The 20,455-nt window shown below is 65.9% G+C and carries 16 protein-coding genes; 8 read left to right on the forward strand and 8 right to left on the reverse strand.

Annotated features, from left to right (window positions below):
* Window position 1 precedes the first annotated feature (1 nt).
* The 4 genes from GJ700_RS12910 to GJ700_RS12925 are packed head-to-tail and all read left to right on the forward strand — an operon-like array spanning window position 2 to window position 4,935.
* The gene (locus GJ700_RS12910; RefSeq protein WP_229506968.1) at window positions 2-1,942 is read left to right on the forward strand and encodes a glycoside hydrolase family 97 protein; all 1,941 of its coding nucleotides are present in this window, start codon (window positions 2-4) and stop codon (window positions 1,940-1,942) included.
* An 18-nt stretch (window positions 1,943-1,960) separates the two neighbouring features.
* Window positions 1,961-2,971: a zinc-binding alcohol dehydrogenase family protein gene (locus GJ700_RS12915; RefSeq protein WP_154374616.1), complete on the forward strand. Its 1,011-nt coding sequence runs from the start codon at window positions 1,961-1,963 to the stop codon at window positions 2,969-2,971.
* Entirely contained in the window at window positions 2,972-4,108 is a 1,137-nt protein-coding gene (locus GJ700_RS12920) for a mannitol dehydrogenase family protein (RefSeq protein ID WP_371867934.1), read from the forward strand.
* A complete protein-coding gene (locus GJ700_RS12925; RefSeq protein ID WP_195763884.1) occupies window positions 4,105-4,935 on the forward strand; it encodes an amidohydrolase family protein in 831 nt (276 codons plus the stop codon). Before GJ700_RS12920 ends, GJ700_RS12925 begins: the two co-directional genes overlap by 4 nt.
* 48 nt (window positions 4,936-4,983) lie before the next feature.
* Here GJ700_RS12925 and GJ700_RS12930 read toward each other — a convergent pair whose 3' ends face one another.
* The 3 genes from GJ700_RS12930 to GJ700_RS12940 all read right to left on the reverse strand — a co-directional run bounded on the left by GJ700_RS12930 (window position 4,984) and on the right by GJ700_RS12940 (window position 10,138).
* The gene (locus tag GJ700_RS12930) at window positions 4,984-6,510 is read right to left on the reverse strand and encodes an alpha/beta hydrolase-fold protein (protein WP_154374343.1); all 1,527 of its coding nucleotides are present in this window, start codon (window positions 6,508-6,510) and stop codon (window positions 4,984-4,986) included.
* Window positions 6,511-6,585: 75 nt separating this feature from the next.
* A complete protein-coding gene (locus tag GJ700_RS12935; protein ID WP_229506969.1) occupies window positions 6,586-9,066 on the reverse strand; it encodes a glycoside hydrolase family 95 protein in 2,481 nt (826 codons plus the stop codon).
* Between the two features lie 67 nt (window positions 9,067-9,133).
* On the reverse strand, window positions 9,134-10,138 hold the full coding sequence (locus GJ700_RS12940) for a sugar kinase (RefSeq protein ID WP_154374345.1): 1,005 nt from the start codon (window positions 10,136-10,138) through the stop codon (window positions 9,134-9,136).
* 165 nt (window positions 10,139-10,303) lie between these two features.
* On the opposite strand from GJ700_RS12940, the gene GJ700_RS12945 reads away from it, so the two are divergent.
* The 4 genes from GJ700_RS12945 (at window position 10,304) to GJ700_RS12960 (ending at window position 15,095) form a co-directional block, all read left to right on the forward strand.
* Entirely contained in the window at window positions 10,304-11,218 is a 915-nt protein-coding gene (locus GJ700_RS12945; protein ID WP_154374347.1) for a GntR family transcriptional regulator, read from the forward strand.
* A 103-nt stretch (window positions 11,219-11,321) separates the two neighbouring features.
* Window positions 11,322-12,722: an alpha-L-fucosidase gene (locus tag GJ700_RS12950; RefSeq protein WP_154374349.1), complete on the forward strand. Its 1,401-nt coding sequence runs from the start codon at window positions 11,322-11,324 to the stop codon at window positions 12,720-12,722.
* A 68-nt stretch (window positions 12,723-12,790) separates the two neighbouring features.
* On the forward strand, window positions 12,791-13,999 hold the full coding sequence (locus GJ700_RS12955) for a cation:proton antiporter (RefSeq protein WP_154374351.1): 1,209 nt from the start codon (window positions 12,791-12,793) through the stop codon (window positions 13,997-13,999).
* Between the two features lie 157 nt (window positions 14,000-14,156).
* Complete coding sequence (locus GJ700_RS12960) at window positions 14,157-15,095, forward strand: alpha/beta hydrolase (RefSeq protein ID WP_154374353.1); 939 nt, start codon at window positions 14,157-14,159, stop codon at window positions 15,093-15,095.
* Here the strand turns inward: GJ700_RS12960 and GJ700_RS12965 are convergent.
* Genes GJ700_RS12965 through GJ700_RS12985 form a run of 5 tightly spaced genes read right to left on the reverse strand, consistent with a single transcriptional unit; the run spans window position 15,092 to window position 20,443 of the window.
* Complete coding sequence (locus tag GJ700_RS12965) at window positions 15,092-16,087, reverse strand: porin (RefSeq protein WP_154374355.1); 996 nt, start codon at window positions 16,085-16,087, stop codon at window positions 15,092-15,094. The two genes, GJ700_RS12960 and GJ700_RS12965, sit on opposite strands and share 4 nt — an antisense overlap.
* A 54-nt stretch (window positions 16,088-16,141) precedes the next feature.
* On the reverse strand, window positions 16,142-17,506 hold the full coding sequence (gene pcaB / locus GJ700_RS12970; protein ID WP_154374357.1) for a 3-carboxy-cis,cis-muconate cycloisomerase: 1,365 nt from the start codon (window positions 17,504-17,506) through the stop codon (window positions 16,142-16,144).
* Complete coding sequence (locus GJ700_RS12975) at window positions 17,503-18,417, reverse strand: HpcH/HpaI aldolase/citrate lyase family protein (protein ID WP_371867935.1); 915 nt, start codon at window positions 18,415-18,417, stop codon at window positions 17,503-17,505. Before GJ700_RS12975 ends, pcaB begins: the two co-directional genes overlap by 4 nt.
* Window positions 18,414-19,595 (reverse strand): CaiB/BaiF CoA transferase family protein, encoded by a 1,182-nt coding sequence (locus GJ700_RS12980; protein WP_154374359.1) that lies wholly within the window; start codon window positions 19,593-19,595, stop codon window positions 18,414-18,416. The genes GJ700_RS12975 and GJ700_RS12980 overlap by 4 nt, the downstream gene beginning before the upstream one ends.
* Window positions 19,592-20,443 carry an HTD2 family dehydratase gene (locus tag GJ700_RS12985; RefSeq protein WP_154374361.1) on the reverse strand — a complete coding sequence of 284 codons (852 nt, stop codon included), beginning with the start codon at window positions 20,441-20,443 and terminating at the stop codon, window positions 19,592-19,594. Before GJ700_RS12985 ends, GJ700_RS12980 begins: the two co-directional genes overlap by 4 nt.
* Window positions 20,444-20,455: the final 12 nt, after the last annotated feature.

Below are 20,455 nucleotides of genomic sequence, written 5' to 3' on the forward strand. Positions count from 1 at the left end.
CATGATGAAACCTCTCCTGACTGCGGCGGCTGTCGCCTCCGCCCTGTTGCAGCCGGCCTTTGCCGCGCCCGCGCCCGCCACCATCGCTTCGCCGGACGGCAACGTCGCGATCCGCATCGATGCCGACGGCGGTCAATTTACCGTGTCGCGCGGCAGCCGGACGGTGATCGCGCCGTCGCCGCTGGGCCTGGAACTGGACGGCGCGCCCGCATTCGGCGCCCTGGCGCTGGAAAAGCGCGACAACGTCAACGTCGACCGCACCATTGCGCTGGTGGCCACCAAGGCCGCCACGGCGCGCGACCATTACCGGGGCGCGACGCTGACTTTCCGCGAGCGCGGCGACGCCGGCCGCCGCCTGCTGATCGACGTGCGCGCCTATAACGATGGCGTGGCGTTCCGCTACCGCATCGCCGATGCGGGCCCGGTGCGCGTGCGCGGCGAACGCACCGCGTTCGTGCCGGCCGGCGATCCCGAATGCCTGGTGTCGGTGGCCGATGCAGCGCACGAGGTGACGTTCGACCCCATGAAAGTGTCACAACTGAGCGCCAGCCAGGGCTATGACGTGCCGGTGGTCTGCAGCGCGCCGTCCGGGCGTACCACATTCGCCATCACGCAAGCGAACCTGTCCGGCTATACCGGCGCGTCATTATGGCGCGACGGCCAGGCGTTGCGGGTACGGCTGTCGGCGCCGCCAAAGCGGCCCGCGCTGGCGGTCGATTCCCCGTCCGGCCTGACGACGGCCTGGCGCGTGGTGATGATGGGCGACCGTCCCGGCGACCTGATCGCCTCGCACCTGGTCGGCAACCTGAACCCGGCGCCCGCGGGCGACTTCAGCTGGGTCAAGCCCGGCAAGGCCGCGTGGGACTGGTGGTCCGGCCCCTTGGCCGGCATGAAGCCGGACATGGCCAGCTATAAGCGCTTCATCGACTTCGCCGCCGCCGCGGGATTGCCGTATTACCTGATCGACGCAGGCTGGGCCTGGGGCACCGGTCCGGGATGCTGCGATGCGCTGCCGGGCACCGATATCACCCGCGCCGCCGATGGCATCGACATACCGGCGCTGGTGCGCTATGCGGCTGGCAAGGGCGTCGGCCTGATGCTGTGGGCGCACTGGGAACACGTAGCGCCGCGCATCGACGAAGTGCTCGACACCTATGCACGCTGGGGCATCAAGGGCGTCAAGATCGATTTCATGAACCGCGACGACCAGGAAGTGGTCGACTTTTACCAGCGTGTCGCCGACGCCACGGCAAAACGCCACCTGCTGCTGGACTTGCATGGCGCCTATGTACCGGCCGGGTTGCAGCGCACCTATCCGAACTTCATCACCCAGGAAGGCGTGCGCGGCGCCGAATGGAACAAGATGGACAAGTCGATCACGCCGCGCCATAACCTGATGCTGCCGTATACCCGCATGCTGGCCGGTCCGATCGATTACACGCCCGGCGGCTTCCGCAACGGCACGCCGGCCAGCTTCACCGTGCGCGCCGAACTGCCGTTCACGCAATTTACGCGCGGGCAGGCGCTGGCCATGTACGTGGTGTATGACAGCCCGCTGCAAATGGTGTCGGACGAACCGGACACCTACCGCGAAGCGGCTGGATTCGATTTCATCCGGCGCGTGCCGACCGCGTGGGATGAGACGCGCTTCCTGTCCGGCGCGCCGGGCCGCGATATCGTGCTGGCGCGCCGCCAGGGCGGCAACTGGTACCTCGGTGCGATGACCGCCGATGAAGCGGGCCGCGACGAGCGCGTGTCGCTGCGCTTCCTGCCGGCCGGCCGCTACCGCGCCACGGTATGGGAAGACGGCGCCACACCGAACGACGTGCGGCGCGTGGAGCGCATCGTGACGGCGGCCGACACGCTGGCGCTGCGCCTGGCGCCGGCCGGCGGCGCCGCCGTGGTCCTCGAGCCGGTGCAGGCCACTGCAAAGAATAATTAACCCTGCAAGGATGAGATGATGAAAACAGTGGTATGCCAATCCCCCGGTGAATTACGCATGAGCGACGTGCCAGCGCCTGTGCCCGGCCCGGGCGACGTGTTGCTGCGCGTACGCCGTATCGGCCTGTGCGGCACCGACATGCACATCTTCCGCGGCACCCAGCCTTTCCTGCAATATCCTCGCGTGATGGGGCATGAATTGTCCGGTGAGGTGGTCAGCGCGCCGGACGGCTCCGGCCTGGCGCCGGGCGACCAGGTCTACGTGATGCCTTACCTGTCGTGCGGGCGCTGCGTCGCCTGCCGCCAGGGCAAGACCAATTGCTGCACCAATATCCAGGTGCTGGGCGTGCACCGCGACGGCGGCATGGCGGAATTCCTGGCGCTGCCGGCGCAATTCGTGTTCAAGACCGACGGCATTTCGCTCGACGAAGCGGCAATGCTGGAGTTTCTCGCGATCGGCGCGCACGCGGTGCGGCGCGGCGCCGTGAAGGAAGGCCAGCGCGTGCTGGTGGTGGGCGCCGGCCCGATCGGCCTGGCCGCGATGCTGTTCTCGCGCCTGAACGGCGCCCAGGTGACGGTGCTCGACACCCGCGCCGACCGGCTGGCGTTCAGCCGCGACGTCATGCAAGTGGCGCACACGGTGGAAGCGAAGGACGGCGACAAGGAAGCGCTGGCGGCGCTGACCGATGGCGAGTTCTTCGACGTGGTGTTCGATGCGACCGGCAACGTCAAGGCCATGGAGCGCGGGCTGGAATTCGTCGCGCACGCGGGCACCTATGTGCTGGTGTCGATCGTGCTGGACCGCATCTCGTTTGCCGATCCGGAATTCCACAAGCGCGAAACCAGCCTGCTGGGCAGCCGCAACGCGACCGCCGACGATTTCCGCACCGTGCTGGCGGCCATGAAGGCGGGGCAGGTGCCGACCGGACTGATGAACACGCACCGCACCACGCTGGACGGGTTTATCGACGTGCTGCCGCAATGGATGGATCCCGCCAGCGGCGTCATCAAAGCCATTGTCGAGGTTTAAGTGCATCCGATTCTTCAATTCGGCACCAGCCGCTTCCTGCAAGCCCACGTCGACCTGTTCGTCAGCGAGGCGCTGGCAGCGGGAAATGCGCTGGGCAACATCACCATCGTGCAAACCACCGGCAGCGCCGGCAGCGCGCGCCGCGTGGCGGCGTTCCGGCAGGCCGACGGCTATCCGGTCATCGTGCGCGGCTGCGTGGCAGGCGCGCCCTTCCAGCGCGAACAGCGCGTGACGTCGGTGGCCAATGCGCTGCAGGCGGACCAGGACTGGCCGCAAGTGGTGGAGGCAGCCGTGGCCGCGCAAGTGATCGTGTCGAACACGGGCGACCGCGGCTATGAATTGAACCCGTCCGACAGTGCGCTGCTGCTGGAAACGTGGTGCGCGCCGCGCAGTTTTCCCGCCAAGCTGGTTGTGCTGCTGCATGCGCGCTACCTGCGCGGGGCGGCGCCCGTCACGCTGATGCCGTGCGAGCTGATCGCCAATAACGGCAGCGTGCTGCGCGACATCGTGCTGGACCTGGCGCGCGCATGGCACATGGACGGCGGTTTTATCCACTACCTGGCGCACACGTGCGTGTGGGTCAATTCGCTGGTCGACCGTATCGTGTCGGAGGCGCTGGAGCCGGTGGGGGCGGTGGCCGAACCGTACGCGTTGTGGGCGATCGAGGCGCAGCCCGGCATGGTGCTGCCATGCACCCACCCAAGCATCGTGGTGACGGAACGGCTGGAACCGTACGAGCGGCGCAAGCTCCTGATGCTGAACCTGGGCCACAGTTTTCTCGCGGAGCAGTGGCTGCGGGACGGGCGCCCGGCCGATGAAACCGTGCTGCAGGCGATGGCCGATCCCGTGCTGCGGGCCGCGCTGGAAGCCGTGTGGGAAGAGGAAGTCTTGCCGCTGTTTGCCGCGCTGGGCGAGCGCGAGATGAGCCGCGCCTACCTGGCCGAGGTGCGGGATCGCTTCAATAATCCCTACCTGGCCCACCGCCTGGCCGACATCGCGCAGAACCATGAAGAGAAAAAGCGCCGCCGCTTCGTGCCGGCGCTGCAACTGGCAGCCGAACTGGGACTGGACTTGCAGCAGAAGCGCCTGCGCGCGGCGCTCGATGGCACGCGGCTCGCGGTGAAGGAGCCGGCATGATGCGTGTCGACGCCCACCAGCATTTCTGGCAACTGGCCGCGCGCGACGGCGCCTGGCCGCCGCCGGAACTGGCGCCCATTTACCGCGATTTTTATCCGGACGACCTGGCCGGCCTGCTGCAGGAACACGGCATCGGCGCCACGGTCCTGGTGCAATCGATGCCGAACGAGGACGATACCCGTTTCATGCTGGACCTGGCTGACCGCCACGGTTTTATCGGCGCGGTGGTCGGCTGGGCCGACCTGAAGGCGGCCGATGCGCCGCAGCGGATCGCCGCGCTGGCCGCGCATCCGAAGCTGCGCGGCTTGCGGCCAATGCTGCAAGACCTGGATGACGACCACTGGATCGATGATGCGGCGCTGGCGCCGGCGGTGGCGGCCATGCTGGCGCACGGCCTGCGCTTTGACGCGCTGGTGCTGCCGCGCCATTTGCCGGCGCTGCTGGCGTTTGCGCAGCGTTATCCGGAGCTGCCCATCGTGATCGACCACCTGGCCAAGCCGGCCATGCAGGAGGAACCGGCGGCGCAGTGGCTGAACGACATGGACCGCCTGGCGGCATTGCCGAATGTCCATTGCAAGCTGTCCGGCATGGTCACCGAAGCGGGGCCGGGCTGGACCACCGGGCAATTGCGGCCGTATGCGCACCATGTTCTCGACGTCTTCGGGGCGGAACGCGTGATGTGGGGCAGCGACTGGCCGGTGATCCGGCTGGCCGCCGATTATGGCGCGTGGGTCAAAGCCAGCGACGTGCTGCTGGCGCACCTGGCGCCGGCGCAGCGGCAGGCCGTGTTTGGCCTGAATGCACGGCGCTTTTACGGCATCGCGTAAGGCGCCGCGCGGCCCGCTCATCCACTGCGGATGATGCGGGCCCGCCGGTCAACCGGCGCTGTATTGCAGTTCAAACGGAACAGGAATTGGATGCGGCTTTTCCTCGCCGGGCACCACATAGTGCAGCATGAGGGATGCGCCGCCGGCTTGCTGGAAGTATTCCAGGCGGATTGGGTAAAATCCCTTCTCCAGCGGTACCAGGTAGCTTTTTGGACTGCCATTGCCATGCAGGCCGTCGTGGGCAATCAGCTGCTTGCCGCCCACGGATAATCTTGAGCCATCATCCGAATCCAGCGCAAAAATATAATAGCCTTCCTTTTTGATCTCGATATGGCCATCGATCACGAGCCCAAAATTGGTCTGGCGTGGAAGTTTAGCCAGGGTGAAATCTTTGTTGGCAATGCCGGTTTTGACGGGAGTCAGCTTTTCGAAATCCGGCAATGTTTCCCATTCTCCTTCGTAGTACGAATAATGGAAGCCGCCCGGTTTCGCATTTTTCGGCTTCGCACCGGCAGCAGGGGCATTTCCAATTTTAAACTCGCCAACCGTGGTTTTATTATAACGGTCGTAACGGCCAAGCAACTTCGCGGAAATGTTTGCGTTGTTGGTAAACGTGTTCTCGAATTCCATTCTTGCGGATGACGCGGTAGGTTCGCTGCCATCGGTTGTGTAATGCACTGATCGAATCGCTTCCGGCGAGCCGGCATAGTAGATTTTATAAGGCTTATCTTTCAGGATCGTGCCGTTCATCGGATGAAATTCGACAGCCTGGTTACTGTAGCCTTCGTAGAAAAATTTCAGTCCGTCATAGACACCTTTCAGCCTGACCGATCCATGGTGCTCATCCGGATAGGCGGCAACCTTCCAGTTCAAGCCGCTCGGCGCCTTGCTCTTCAAGGCGGCGTCGATCACTGGAATGCCCATCTGTTTCAAGCCATCCCCTTCGCGTCCGGCAATGAAGAGCGATTTTCCTGACAGTGCGGCTTTACTTAATTTATCCGCAGCGATTTTTCCGATGGCATTATCATCCCACCAAAAGCTCGGGTCGACGGCCAGATACGAGTTGAAGAGCTGTGGTTCGGAGAGCAGTGCATGCATGGCAAACAGACCACCAAGAGAATGGCCATACAAAATATTGTTGCCAGTGGCGGGGTATGATTTATTAATGTGGGGAATCAGCTCGCTCTTGAGGAATGCGAGGAACTTGTCCGATCCACCCGATACGGCATTTTGAGCGATACGTGTCGGCAAAAGATCGCGATCCCGGTTGGTATTCCATACGGCCACCATGATTATCGGCGGCATGCCGGCATTCTCCTGTATAAACTGTTGTATGGGGGAAATGAATTTCAGGCTCCATTCGCCATCCAGGATGTACAAGACGTCATATTTTTCTGCTGATCCGGGTTTATAGTTTTCAGGTAAGAGCACCTGGATCGTTCGTTCCTCTTTCAGAATTTCCGAATACAGCGAGTCCCGCTTGCCAGGCGGATTCTGGGCGCTTGCACTGGTGAAAAAGGTGAAGAAGGAAATTATGAACAGCACGCAGCGGAAGAGGGTGAGAGGTTTTTTCATCAAGGCATGCTCACAGGTAGGATGATTGGTATGGGGTGCGGCGGATCTTCCGGATCCGCCATGCGTGTCCCGACGCTATTGAGCGGGGCGCACCAGGTAGGATTTCCCTTTCTTTGCCCTGAACGCGAGCGTGTAGCCGATCGCGCCGCGCTGGCTGCGCGCCCGCACTCCGTCCACCGCCACCGGCGCTGCCGTGCGCAGCACGCACGGGCCGTCCTGGCGGGCGGTAACGCGGGCTTGCCGCAGACGCCCGTCTTTCCACGCAATATCGACCTCGAAGTTGCCGCGCCCGACCATGCCGTTGACCGCACCTTCGTGCCATGCGTCCGGCAGTGCCGGCAGCAGGTGCAGCTCGTTGTTCTGGCTTTGCAGCAGCATCTCGATCACGCCCGCCGTGCCGGCGAAGTTGCCGTCGATCTGGAACGGCGGATGGGCGTCGAACAGGTTGGCGTAGGCGCCGCCATGGTGGTCGCCGGGTTGGGTCAGGCGCAGCAGGTTGCGGTACAGCAGGTGCGCGTGGTTGCCGTCCAGCAGGCGCGCCCACATGTTGACTTTCCACGCCAGCGCCCAGCCGGTGCCGTCGTCGCCGCGCAGTTCCAGTGTGCGGCGGGCCGCGGCGGCCAGTTCCGGCGTCGCGAACGGTGAAATCACCCTGGCCGGATGCAGCGCATACAGTTGCGACACGTGGCGGTGGTGCGGCTCGGTCTCATTGAAATCCTTGTACCACTCCTGCAGCTGGCCCCGGGCGCCGATCTGGAACGGGAACAATTTCTCCCTGGCCGCCTTCAACTGGGTGCGGAACGCTTCATCGGTCCCCAGTTCGCGGGCCGCCGCTTCCACGTTCTCGAACAGGTCGCGCGTGATGGCCAGGTCCATGGTGGACGCCACGCTGACCACGCCGGTCTGGTTGTTACCGTAAAAGAAGGCGTTTTCCGGCGACGTCGACGGCGATGTGACCAGCTTGCCGTCGGCGTCCGGCACCAGCCATGCCAGCGCAAAGCGCGCCGCCTCCTTCATGACGGGGTAGGCCGTGCGCAGGTAAGCGCGGTCGCCGGTGAACTGGTAATGGTCCCACAGGTGGCGCGCCAGCCACGGTCCGCCCATGGCCCAGTTGGCCCACTTGGGATCGCCTTTGCCATAGTCGCCCACCGGGTTGCTGGTGGCCCAGATATCCGAGTTGTGGTGCACGGTCCAGCCCGGCGCGTGGTAATACGATGCGGCGGTTTCCTTGCCGGCCACGGACAGGTTGCGGATCAGGTCATCGAGCGGCGTAAACAATTCGCTCAGGTTGGCGCTTTCCACCGGCCAGTAATTCATCTGCACGTTGATGTTGGTGGTGTAGTTGCTGCTCCATGGCGGACGCACGAAATTGTTCCAGATGCCTTGCAGGTTGGCCGGCGCGTTGCGCGTGCGCGATGACGAAATCAGCAGGTAGCGGCCGAATTGCACGTACAGCGCTTCCAGCCCGGCATCGGCCTGGCCGGCGGTAAATTCGGCCAGGCGGCGGTCGGTGGGAAGCGCGCTGCGGTCGGTTTCCTCCGGGTTGATCGACAGCGTCATGCGGTCGAACAGGCGGCGGAAGTCCGCCACGTGGGCGGCGCGCAATTCCCCATAGGTGCGCGTGGCGGCGCGCGCCAGGTGGGCCTGCGCCAGCGCATGCTGGTCGCGGCCGGCGCTGTCCGGGCACTGGTCGTAGCCATTAAAGCTGGTGGCGGCCGACAGCAGCAACACCACTTCGGAGGCGTCGCGGATCGCGATGCGCCCGCCGCTGGCGTCGACGGCGCCGTCCTTGACGACGGGCTTGACGATCAGTTCAAAGCGCATGCCCTTGCAGCCGGCGGGGTCGTCCCACACGACCGGATTCGGGTCGGAGACGTAGGACGGGACGACATGGGCCGGGGCCTTGCCCTGGAATACCAGCGCGCCATCGGCGGCCTGGCTGTTGCCGCGCAATTCGCTGGCGGTTTCCAGGTCGAGGCTGAGCGCGCGCGGCTGGTCGGCCGTCAGGCGCACCACGATGACCTGGTCCGGGGCGGAGGCAAACATTTCGCGCTGGTAGCGCACGCCGTTGACGGAGAAAGTGGTGGTGGCGATGCCGTCGCGGATATTCAAGTCGCGGCGGTAGCCGGTGGCGCCAGCGCCTTTCAGGTCCTGGCGCAGTTTCAGGTCGCCCAGCGGCAGATAGCCTTCCGTGTAAGGGCCCTGGATCTGGTGCACCAGCCGCGCGCCTTCCGCATAATCGCCCTGCGCCAGGGCCTTGCGGGTTTGCTGCAGGGCGTCATAGGCGCCGGGATTGAGTTTGGCGCCGACCGGGCCGCCGCTCCACAGCGTGGCTTCGTTCAACTGCAGCAATTCGTCGCCGGGGCGGCCGAATACCATGGCGCCGAGCCTGCCATTGCCGATCGGCAGCGCCTCGGTCCAGACGGCGGCGGGCTGTTCGTAATGCAGCGTCAGCGCGGCGGCGCTGGCCTGAACCGCAGGTGCGGCAGGTGCGGCGCCTGCCGCTCCTGCCAGCATGGCCACGGCAAGCGCCGGGGCGGTGAAGCGGAATGACATGTTCGGGTGTCCTGTGAGGGTGTAGGAATGTGCTTTAAATATAACATACATACCGTACGCGGTACACTCAGCGCCGCACGTCCAGCCCCCCCGCGCAGACGGCCTGCACTTGCGCCTCGCTGGCCAGGTTGAAATCGCCGGCAATCGAATGCTTGACCACGGCGGCGGCCAGCCCGAAGCCAAGCGCACCGTGATTGTTCCAGCCGCGCAGCAGCCCATGCAGCACGCCGGCGGCAAAGGCGTCGCCGGTGCCGATCCGGTCGACAATGCCATCCACCGCGTATTCGTGCGTGTTGATGGACCCGGCCCGTGTGTACAACGTCGCGGCCAGGTCGTGCCGTGCGTTGCTGTGCTGGACGCGGATGGTGGCGGCGACCCGTTCCAGCTGAGGGAACGCCGCGAAAGCCGCGTCCATGGCGTCGGCCCGGCTGCCGTTCGCCAGTTCCGGGCGCCGCAAAACCAGCGCGATGTCGCGCTGGTCGGCAAAGGCCAGGTCGGCGTGCCGCATCAGTTCGCACAGCACGTCGGCGCCGTCGTTGCCCTGGCGGGCCCACATCGAGGCGCGGTAATTGCCGTCAAAGGACACCTTGATCCCCATGGCGCGGGCCGCGCGCATTGCGTCCAGCGCGGCCTGGGCGCCGCGTTCGCCCACGGCCGGCGAGACGCCGGATACGTGCAGCCAGGTTGCGCCGGCCAGCAATTCCGGCCAGCGATAGATGGCTGGATCGGTTTGCGCGAACACTGATGCTTCGCGGTCGTAGACGATTTCCGAAGGGCGCAGCACCGCGCCGGGCGTCAGGAAGTACAGCCCGATGCGGCCTGGCGCGAAGTGGATGGCGCGGGTATCGACGCCGTGCGCGCGCACGCCGTCGCGCACGGCCTCGCCCAGCGCGTTGGCGGGCAGGGCGCTGGCCAGCGATACGCGGTGGCCGAAACGCGCCAGCGAGACGGCGACGTTGGCTTCCGCGCCGCCGATGCAGACATCGAGGCGCGGGGTTTGCAGCAGCATTTCGCCGGAGGGGGCGGACATGCGCAACAGTAATTCGCCGAAGCAGACAATATGTGGTTTCATGGGACGATTGTGCGGGTTGCCATGGTGGCGTGCAACCATGAAAATGACCAGCAGCGCCAATAAAAAATGCCAACCGCCCGCAGCGGGCCTGAGGGGGCTTGGCGATGTTGTAAAATGCGCGCGTATCCGCTAAATTCCATCGCCTTGCCGGCGACATTTCATTTCATGGCCCGACCTCCTACCGTCTTCCGGCGCAGCGCCAATCTGCTGCTCGACCACATTGCAAGCGCAGTGGCCATCGGCGACGCGCTGCCCACGGAACAGCAGATGGCTGCGCTGTGCGATGGCAGCCGGACCGCGATCCGCAGCGCGCTGGCCTATTTTCACGAGCGCGGGCTGATCGGCGGCCTGAAGGAGCGCCGCCTGCTGCGCAAGCCGGCGCCGGACGATTATTTCGACGACGCCGAATTGCAAAGCGGTTCCGACCGGGTCCGGGAAGTGTTGATGGAGCGTATCTACCACAGCGACTTGCCGCCCGGCGCCGAATTCACGGAAGCGGAGCTGGCGCGCGCGGCCGGGGTCAGCACCATCAGCGTGCGCGAATTCATGATTGAATTTTCCCGCTACGGATTGATCGAGAAAAAGCCGCATGGCGGCTGGCGCCTGTGCGCCTTCGACCGGTCGTTTGCGATGGAAGTGGCCGATGTGCGCCAGATGTTCGAACTGGCCGCGATCGAGCGCTTCGCCACGCTGCCGGCGGGCGACCCGGCGTTTGCCACGCTGGAGCAACTGATTGCGCGGCATGAAAAGCTGGGTTCGGTGATGCCGGCGCGCCACAAGGACTTCCCCGCGCTCGACCGCGACTTCCATACGTTCCTGATCGGCCTGCTCCACAACCGCTTTGCGCAGGGCTTTTACGATATCGTGTCGCTGGTGTTCCACTACCACTACCAGTGGGACAAGGGCGAGGAAATGGCGCGCAACCAGTACGCGGTCCATGAGCACCTTGACATCCTGCGCGCGCTGGCCCGGAGGGATATCGCCGCCGCCCTCGAGGGCATGCGCATCCACCTGAATTCCGCCCGCAGCACGCTGCTGCAATCGATCCGCACCAGGGAACGCGCCGCGCAAGCCGCCTGAGCGGGGGCGCTGGGGAATATCGTTCGGGGTGCTGGCGGTTTTTATAATTGCCTGCGCCGGGCGCCGCCAGCACAATTGCTTCCATAACAGGAGGCAATAAACAATGAAAACCCGTTTTTCCGCGGCGACGGCGCTGCTGTCCGGCGCGCTGCTGGCCGCCGCACTGGCTGTCCCGGCGGCCGATACGCTGGCGCAGTCTTATGCGCCGGAACATCCGATGGCAAGGCTCAAGGACGAAGACCCGGCCGCACGCATCAAATGGTGGCGCGGCGCGCGCTTCGGCATGTTCATCCATTGGGGCCTGTATTCGGTCCCCGGCCGCGGCGAATGGGTGCAATGGAATGAACAGATTCCCGTCAACGAGTACGCCAAACTGGCCGACCAGTTCAAGCCGGACGGCTTGAATTTCGACAGCTGGACCGAAGTGGCGAAGGCGGCGGGCATGAAATACATGGTGCTGACGGCGCGCCACCACGACGGCTTTGCACTGTTCGATGACGGCGCCAACCCGTTCACCAGCGTCAACACCGCCGCGCGCCGCGACCTGGTGGCCGATTACGTCAAGGCGGTGCGCAAAGCCGGGCTGGGCGTCGGCCTGTATTACTCGCCGCTCGACTGGCGTTTCCCCGGCTACTTCTTCCCCGACCTGCAGCGCGAAAGCGCGGAAGCCATGCGCGCGCAATACCACCGCCAGGTCGAGAAGCTGATGACCAGTTACGGCAAGATCGACGTGCTGTGGTTTGACGCCGGCGAGACCGACTGGCTGAATTTCGGCGCCGAATGGAAGGATGCGGGCGCCGTCCCCAAGTGGGCGGTGCGCTACAACGGGCACTACAAGGGCGGCTTCAGCTGGCAGCACGACAAGCTGTATCCGGCGATCCGCCGCGCCCAGCCCCAGGTGCTGATGAATGGCCGCGCCGACATGCCGGAGGATTTCCATACCCGTGAAGGCGATGGCGCGCTGGGCGATTTCGACAACCAGCAGCCGTGGGAACTGGCCACCACCATGGCCGGGGCCTGGGGCTACCAGGCCGATGCGCAAGTCAAGCCGCTCAAGCATTACATCCAGTTGCTGGCCAAGGTGGCCGGACGCGATGGCAACCTGCTGCTTAATGTCGGGCCGCGCCCCGACGGCCGCATCGATGCGCCGCAGGTGGAGCGCCTGCGCGAGATCGGCGCCTGGCTGGGCAAGTACGGCCAGAGCATCTACGAGACGCGCGGCGGCCCGTTCCTGCCGGCCGACTATGGCGCGTCGACCCACCGTGGCAACACGGTCTATGTCCACGTGCTGGACTGGAAAAAGGACAAGCTGGCGCTGCCGCCGATTCCCGCCAGGGTGGTGCGCGCGTCGGTGCTGGGCGGCGGCAAGGCCGGCTTCACGCAAACCGCCCAAGGCATTGAATTGTCGGTGGCGCCGGCGGCGCGCGACGACATGGATACCGTGATTGCCCTCGAGCTCGATTCGCCCGCCGCGGCGATCAAGCCCGTGCCCGTCAGTCATTGACGCACCCGCCGCCGCGCAGTCCGCGCAGCGGCGCTCCTTTTGTTTCCCGTTCGTCCGGTGAGGTACGCATGAATACCACTGAAATATTCCTGTTGGCGATGCTGCTGATTTTCACCGCACCGTATCTGGTGTGGCGCTTCTGCAAGACCGATTATTTCGCGCCGCTGGTGATCGTCCAGATTATCGGCGGCATTGTGCTGGGTCCCGGCGTGCTGGGCGCGGCCTTCCCCGACTACTACCAATTCGTGTTTACGGCGCCCGTGGTGCAATCGCTGAACGGCATTGCATGGTGGGGCGTCATGCTGTTCGTGATGCTGGCCGGCATGGAGCTGGACTTGAAAAAAGTCTGGCAATACCGCCGCGAAAGCGCCACCACGGCCGGCTTTGCGCTGGGCGTGCCGCTGCTGTTCGGCTGCGCCGCCGCGATGCTGTTGCTGGGCTATCAGGGCTGGATGGGGGTAAAGGGCAAGAACTGGCAATTCCTGCTGGGGATCGGCATGGCGTGCGCCGTGACGGCGCTGCCGGTGCTGGTGCTGTTGATGGAAAAACTGGACATCCTGCGCCAGCCCATGGGGCAGCGCCTGTTGCGCTATGCCAGCCTCGACGACGTGGCGATCTGGGGCGTGCTGGCCATCATCCTGCTGGACTGGGAACGCATGGGCCGCCAGGCCGGTTTCCTGCTGGCGTTCGCGGTATTGACACCGCTGTTCCGGCGCCTGATGGCCAGGCTGGGCGAAGACGACCGCTGGTATGTCTCGCTGATCTGGCTGGCGCTGTGCGGCTTCGGCGCCGACTGGGCCGGCCTGCATTTCATGGTGGGCGCATTCCTGGCCGGCGTCGTGATGGACGCGCACTGGTTCGAACAGCGCAAGCTCGACATGCTGTTCAAGCACGTGCTGCTGGTGCTGATGCCGGTGTTTTTCCTCAGCACCGGCCTGCGCACCAAGTGGGATGCGGGCAGCTACCCGGTGTTCTTCGTGGCCGGGCTGCTGTTGCTGGCCTCGGTCGGCGGCAAGCTGGCCGGCGCCCACCTGGCGGGGAAAATGCTGAAGTGGAAGCAGGGCGAAGCGTCCATCATCGGCTGGCTGCTGCAAACCAAGGGCCTGATTGAAATCATTTTTGCCAATATCCTGCTGGACAAGCAAATCATCACCAGTGATATGTTCACCGCATTGCTGCTGATGGCGGCCGCCAGCACGATGCTGACGGTGCCGGTGGTGCAGCCCCGCCTGCACCGCGAGTCCCACGCCGGGTTGATGCAGCAGGCCAGCTCCTGATGGACAGCCCATGTTCTACCGATTCGCTCCCCTTGTGATTGCCGGCGCACTGGCCGCCGTGATTTCCTTGCCGCCGCGGCACGCGCTGGCAGACGATCCCCCGGAATGGCCCGGCGCCGGACGGGGACAACCTTATTCACTGCAAGGAGCCTGAGTAATGCATCCGTTGAAGTTGGCGCCGGCGCCGAAGGGCCGGCAATTACGTGTGGTCAGCCTGCTGTCCCTGGCCTTGCTGGCTGGATGCGCCGCGACCGCGCCGCAGAGCGAAGCCGTCAGCGCCGCGCAGGCGCGCGCCAACTTCGCGCGCCCGGTGGTGCTGGCGCCGGACGACGTGCGCGCTTTTGCCGCGCCGCCGGCCGGTTTCGACGTGGCGCGGCCCGGCGCGGCGCAAGGAACGGTGGCGCCGTTCACCTATGAATCCGCCGTGACCGGCACCCGGCGCACCGCCAATATTTACCTGCCGCCCGGTTATAACCCGCAGCAGCGCTATCCGGTGCTGTACCTGCTGCACGGCATCGGCGGCAATGAGCATGAATGGCACTGGTATGTGCGTGCCCCCGTCATCCTCGACAACTTGATGGCGGACGGCAAAGTGGCGCCAATGATCGTGGTCATGCCGAATGGCCGCGCGCTGCCCGACGACCGTGCACCGACGCCGGAGCGCACGTTTACGCCGGAAAATGCGCTGGGCTTTGCCCTGTTCGAACAGGACTTGCTGGCGTCGCTGATCCCTGCCGTCGAGCGGCAGTACCCGGTCATGGCGGAGCGCGGGCAGCGCGCCATTGCCGGGCTGTCGATGGGGGGCGGGCAGGCGCTGAACTTCGGCCTGGGTCACCTTGACACGTTTGGCTGGGTGGCGGGATTTTCCGCCGCCCCCAACACCAGCCCCGCCAGCCTGGCGGCCCCGGCGCGGCTGCTGTATCTATCGTGCGGCAACCAGGATGGGTTGATCAATGTGTCGCAGGGGCTGCACCGCCGCCTGCGGGAGCAGGGCGTGCAGCACGTGTGGCACGTCGATGGATATGGACACGACCGCGAAAGCTGGGCGGAAAACCTGTACCACTTTGCGCAGAAGCTGTTCCGGCCATCGCATTAAAACGTGTGGCGCAAGCCCAGGTCGAATGCGGTGTCGCCGCTCCCCTTGTCGGTCGCATTGCCCACCGTGAAGCCGGAACCCTTGTGGTTGTGGATGCGGGCATAGGCGCTGTAGATATCCGTGCGCTTCGACAGCGGGTAGTTGTAACCGATGCCCCACTGGCTGGCATCCTTGCCGGCGATGGTGCGGTCGTCGTGACGCACGTGGGACGCCAGCAGTTTGCCGGTATGCAGCGGCACGGTGACACCGAGCACCATGTCGCGGCTGCTGGCCGTGCCGGCGCCACGGTTCACCGCCACGCCCCCTTGCGCGGTGACGGGGCCGAAGTTGTAGCTGGCCGCCAGTAACGTGTTACGGGTGCGGTCGGTGGCGGCAGCGTTGTCCAGCCTGTGGTATGCCAACTGCACGTTCAGCGGTCCCTGTGCATACGCCAGCGCCCCGTTCAGCGTGCGGTTTTTCGCGCTGTTGCCGGCGGTTTCACCGGCGCCGTACGCGACGTCCGCCGTGAAGCCCGCCAGCGATGGCGTCACGTATTCCACCAGGTTGTCGGTGCGGGTATTGGTGGCCATCAGGTTGCCGGCCCGGCCCGCCAAACTGACGGCGCCAAATGGATCGCCCACGTCGCGCAGCGCCTTGTAGTACGGCGTGTACTGGCGTCCCAGGGTGACGGCGCCAAAGCCGCCTTGCAGGCCGACAAACACCTGGCGGCCGAACAGCAGGCCGCCCTGGCCGGCCGCGCCGGTGTCCGCGTTGAAGCCGTTTTCCAGCAAGAAGGTGGCGGCCAGTCCGCCGCCCAGGTCTTCCTTGCCTTTGAAGCCGATGCGCGAGCCGGACGCCATACCGCTGCTGAGGTTGGTGACGTTGCCGGCCGGGCCGCCGGTCTCGCGCACCAGGCCGGCGTCCACCACGCCGTAGATGGCGACATTGGATTGCGCCAGCGCGGCAAACGGGAAAACGGCAGCCAGGGTTGCGGCGATCAGGGATTTATTCATGGATGTCTCTTATAGGTGTAGGTATGGCCCGTCTGGCGGGCCGGTTGAAAAAATTTATGCGGAGTGGTTGCGGGCGGCGCGGGCGCGCAGCACGCGGTCCACCATCTCGCCGGACAAGCCCAGATAGTTAGCCGGGTCGCACAGTTCCGCCAGCGCGGCGCGGTCCAGGTGAGCAGTGATTTCGGGATGTTCGGCCAGCAAGTCCAGCAGCGGACGGTTTTGCTGCAGCGCTGCGCGGCACAGGTCGTAGACGAGGTCGTGCGCGTATTCGCGTCCCAGGTAAGGGCCCAGGCCCATCATGACGGCTTCTGACGCCACCAGGCCTTGCGTCATGTCGAGGTTGGCGCGCATGCGTTGCGCATCCACTTCCAGCCCTTCCAGCACGAAGCGCGACTGCGCCAGCGCGCCGGCTGTCAGGCAAAAGATTTCCGGCAACACGATCCATTCGATCTCCCATGGTCCGGTGGAGCGTTCGTGGTCCGCCACGTTGGCGTCCAGCAGTGCGGCCACGTGCTGGCGCACCACGCTGATGTTAGCATGGATGTAGCAGCAGGAAATCGGGTTGCGCTTTTGCGGCATGGTGCTGCTGGAACCGCGGCCATGGGCAAACGGCTCGTACACTTCGCCCACTTCGGTCTGCATCATGAGCTTGACGTCGGTGGCCAGCTTGCCCAACGTGGCCGTGACCAGGCCGAGGAAGCAGCCCACTTCGGCGATGTTGTCGCGGATCGTGTGCCACGCGATGTCGGGCTGGCCCAGCCCCAGTTCTTCCATCAACCCTTGCTGCGTCGGCAGACCGCCGTCGCCCAGCGAGGCCAGGGTGCCGGAGGCGCCCGCGAATTCGCCCACCAGCAAGCGGGGGCGCAATTGCGCCAGGCGCTCGCGGTGGCGTTCCACCGCGCTCAGCAAGCCCGCCATCTTGTAGCCAAACGTGATGGGCACCGCTTGCTGCAGGTTGCTGCGGCCGATCATCGGCGTGTCGCGGTGGCGCTCCGCCAGTGCCGCCAGCGCGGCGGCCACGCCGTCGAGTTCCGCTTCCACCAGGTCCAGCGCGTCGCGCAATTGCAACACAGTGGCGGTATCCGTGATGTCTTGCGTGGTGGCGCCCCAGTGGCAAAATTCGCCCAGTTTATCGCGGCACAGCGCATTGATTTGCGACACCACGCCGAGGATGGGGTAGCCGATGCGGCGCGTCTGTTCCGCCAGTTTCGCCATGTCGATTTTATCGATGTGGCAGTTGCGCACGATTTCATCGGCCGCTTCCTGCGGAATGATGCCCAGGCGCCCTTGCACGCGCGCCAGCGCCGCTTCGATCTGCACGTATTTGGCCGTGCGGTTGCGGTCGGACCAGACCGCGCGCATGGCGCCGGTGCTGAAGATATCGCCGAAAATGGCGGAGTCTATGATGGTGGTGCTCATGCTGTCGTCTCCTTGATGGGTAATGGGGCAGGCTGGTTGCGGTGCGCCAGCAGGGCGCGGGCTTTCAGCAGTAACGGGCGGTCCACCATGCGGCCGTCGACGCGCGCGGCGCCCTGGCCGCCGTGGCCGCTTTGGTTTGACTCCAGCACGGCCAGCACGCGCAGGGCCCACGCTTCCTGTTCCGGCGTGGGCGCCAGCGCGTCGTGCACTGGCGTGATCTGTGCCGGGTGGATGCACAGCTTGGCGCCGAAGCCGCAGGCGCGGGCCAGGTTGAAGTCGGCCAGCAGTGCGGCGGCATCGTTGATGGCGGCGGTCACGCCGGCAATCGGCGGCGGCAGGCCGGCCAGGCGCGCGGCGATGGCGATGCGGCTGGCGGGGTAGGCCAGGCCGCGCCAGTCATGCTGCACGGCGGGGTGGCCCGGATGCGGCGCCAGCTCCGACGCATCCGGCAAATTCAAGTCGAGCGCATAGTCGAGCGTGCCGAACGCGAGGCGCACGACACGGGGCGCCGTGGCCACCGCGTCCACTTCGTGCACGCCGCGCGCGGTTTCGATCAGGGCAATCACGCCGGCATGGGGAGGCAGCACGGCCGTCACGGCCGCCACCTGCGCCGCGCTTTCCGCCTTGGGCAACATGGCGCCGGCCGGCTGCACCGCGCGCAGCAGCGCCAGGTCTGCCGCGAACCACGGCGTGGTGTCGTCATTGATGCGGATCCAGATCCTGGCCGCCAGCGCGGGTTGGTCGGCGGCCCAGGCCAGCAGCGCGGCGCGCGCCGTCGCCTTGGCTTCGGGGGCGACGGCATCTTCCAGGTCGATAATGACGGCGTCCGCGCCGCTGGCCAGCGCCTTGCCGTAGCGCTCCGGCCGGTCGGCGGGCACGAACAGGTAGCTGCGGTCCACGGCGGTGTTCACAGCGCCCCCCCGGCGCGCAGCGCGGCAATGTCGCCGGCTGTCAGGCCCAGGCCCGCCAGTATGGCATCCGTATGCTGGCCCAGCGCCGGCACCGGATCCATGCGGGGCGGGTGCACGGGCGACGCGCCGGGCGGCAGCAGCGCCGGCACGTGACCGGCCGGCGTATCGACAGCGCTCCAGCGGCCCCGCGCCTGCAATTGCGGATGCGCCCAGACGTCGTGCATGGTGTTGACATTGGCGTTGGCGATGCCGGCCTGTTCCAGCCGTTCCACGACCTGCGCCGCGGTCAGCGGCGCAAAGGCAGCCACGATCAGGGCGCGCAGTTCGGCGCGCGCCGCGTTGCGGCGGGCATTGCCCGCGAAGCGCGGGTCGCCGGCCAGCTCCGGCGCCAGCAGCACGTGTTCGCAGAACTGCACCCATTCGCGCTCGTTTTGCAGACCCAGCATGACGGTCTTGCCGTCGCCGGCGGGGAATGGGCCATACGGATAAATCGTGGCGTGGCTGGCGCCCGTGCGGGCCGGCGGCGGCGCGCCGTCAAACGCGTAATACAGCGGGTAGCTGTTCCATTCCACCAGCGCTTCCAGCATGGAGATATCGATGTGGCGGCCTTTACCGGTGCGGCTTTGCTCCAGCAGCGCCGCCAGGATATTGGAGTAGGCGTACATGCCGGCGGCAATGTCGGCGATCGACGGCCCCGCCTTGGATGGCTCGTCCGGCGTGCCCGTCACGGACAGGAAGCCCGATTCGCTCTGGATCAGCAAGTCATACGCCTTCTTGTCGCGGTACGGGCCGTCGCCGCCGTAGCCGGAAATGTCGCAGACGATCAAATCGGGCCGCGCCGCCGACAGCGCTTCATACGACAGGCCCAGGCGGGCCGCCGCGCCGGGCGCCAGGTTTTGCACCAGCACGTCGGCTTCTTCCAGCACCAGGCGCTGCAGGATGGCGTGCGCGTCCGGATGTTTGACGTCCAGCGTCAGGCTTTCCTTGGAGCGGTTGGTCCACACGAAGTGCGACGCCAGCCCGCGTACGCGTTCATCGTAACCACGGGCAAAATCGCCGACGCCGGGGCGCTCGACCTTGATCACGCGCGCGCCCAGGTCGGCCAGCTGGCGGGTCGCGAACGGCGCGGCAATCGCATGTTCCAGCGTGACGACAGTGATGCCTTCCAATGGCCTCATGGCGCTTCCTCCAGGGTGGCGGTGGCGTCCATGGCGAGGTTGCCGCCGGCGTCGCGCGCCCACAGGTGGATCGAGCCGTCGGGCCGCGGCGCGCCGCCGACGTAAAACGGTTCGAGGTCGAACGTGGGGCGCAGCGCGCGGAAGGCAAACGTGGCCACACGCGCGCCGGGGAGCGCATCGCGCAGCAAATCCAGCAGCAGCGTGGCGATCAGCGGGCCGTGCACGATCAGGCCCGGATAACCTTCGGTGCCGGTCACGTAGTTGCGGTCGTAATGGATGCGGTGGCCATTGAAGGTCAGCGCGGAATAGCGGAACAGCAGCACGTCGTCCGGCGTCACCTTGCGTTCCCATTGCGCGCTGGCGGGCGCCGCCTGCGGGGGCGTGACGGGCGCCGGGGCGGCGGCGTCCGGTGCGTTGCGGTACACGATGTCGTGGTATTCGGTCAGCGCCAGTTCACCCTTGCTGCGCAATTCATGGCGCACGGTGACAAATACCAGCGCGCCGCTGCGGCCGGATTTTTCCTCGACCCGCTCGATGGTGGACGTGCGTTCCACCGTATCGCCGATGCGCAGCGGACGGGCAAACGTGAAGCGGCCGCCGGCCCACATGCGGCGCGGCAGCGGCACCGGCGGTAAAAAGCCGCCGCGGCGCGCATGGCCGTCGTGTCCCAGTTCCGACTGGCGGTGCAGCGGCAGGAAATACAGCCAGTGCCACAGGGGCGGCAATACCGTGCCGGGTTCCGGCAGGGCCGGGTCGCGGTCCAGCGTCGCCGCCAGCGCGGCATACGGGGTGGGGCTCAGCAGGTCGGTGCGGACTTCCTGCCGTCCGGTCCAGTCTTGCAGGTTCATCGTCATTCCTCG

Source organism: Pseudoduganella rivuli (assembly GCF_009674485.1).
In the GTDB taxonomy this organism is placed as follows: Bacteria; Pseudomonadota; Gammaproteobacteria; order Burkholderiales; family Burkholderiaceae_D; genus Rugamonas; species Rugamonas rivuli_B.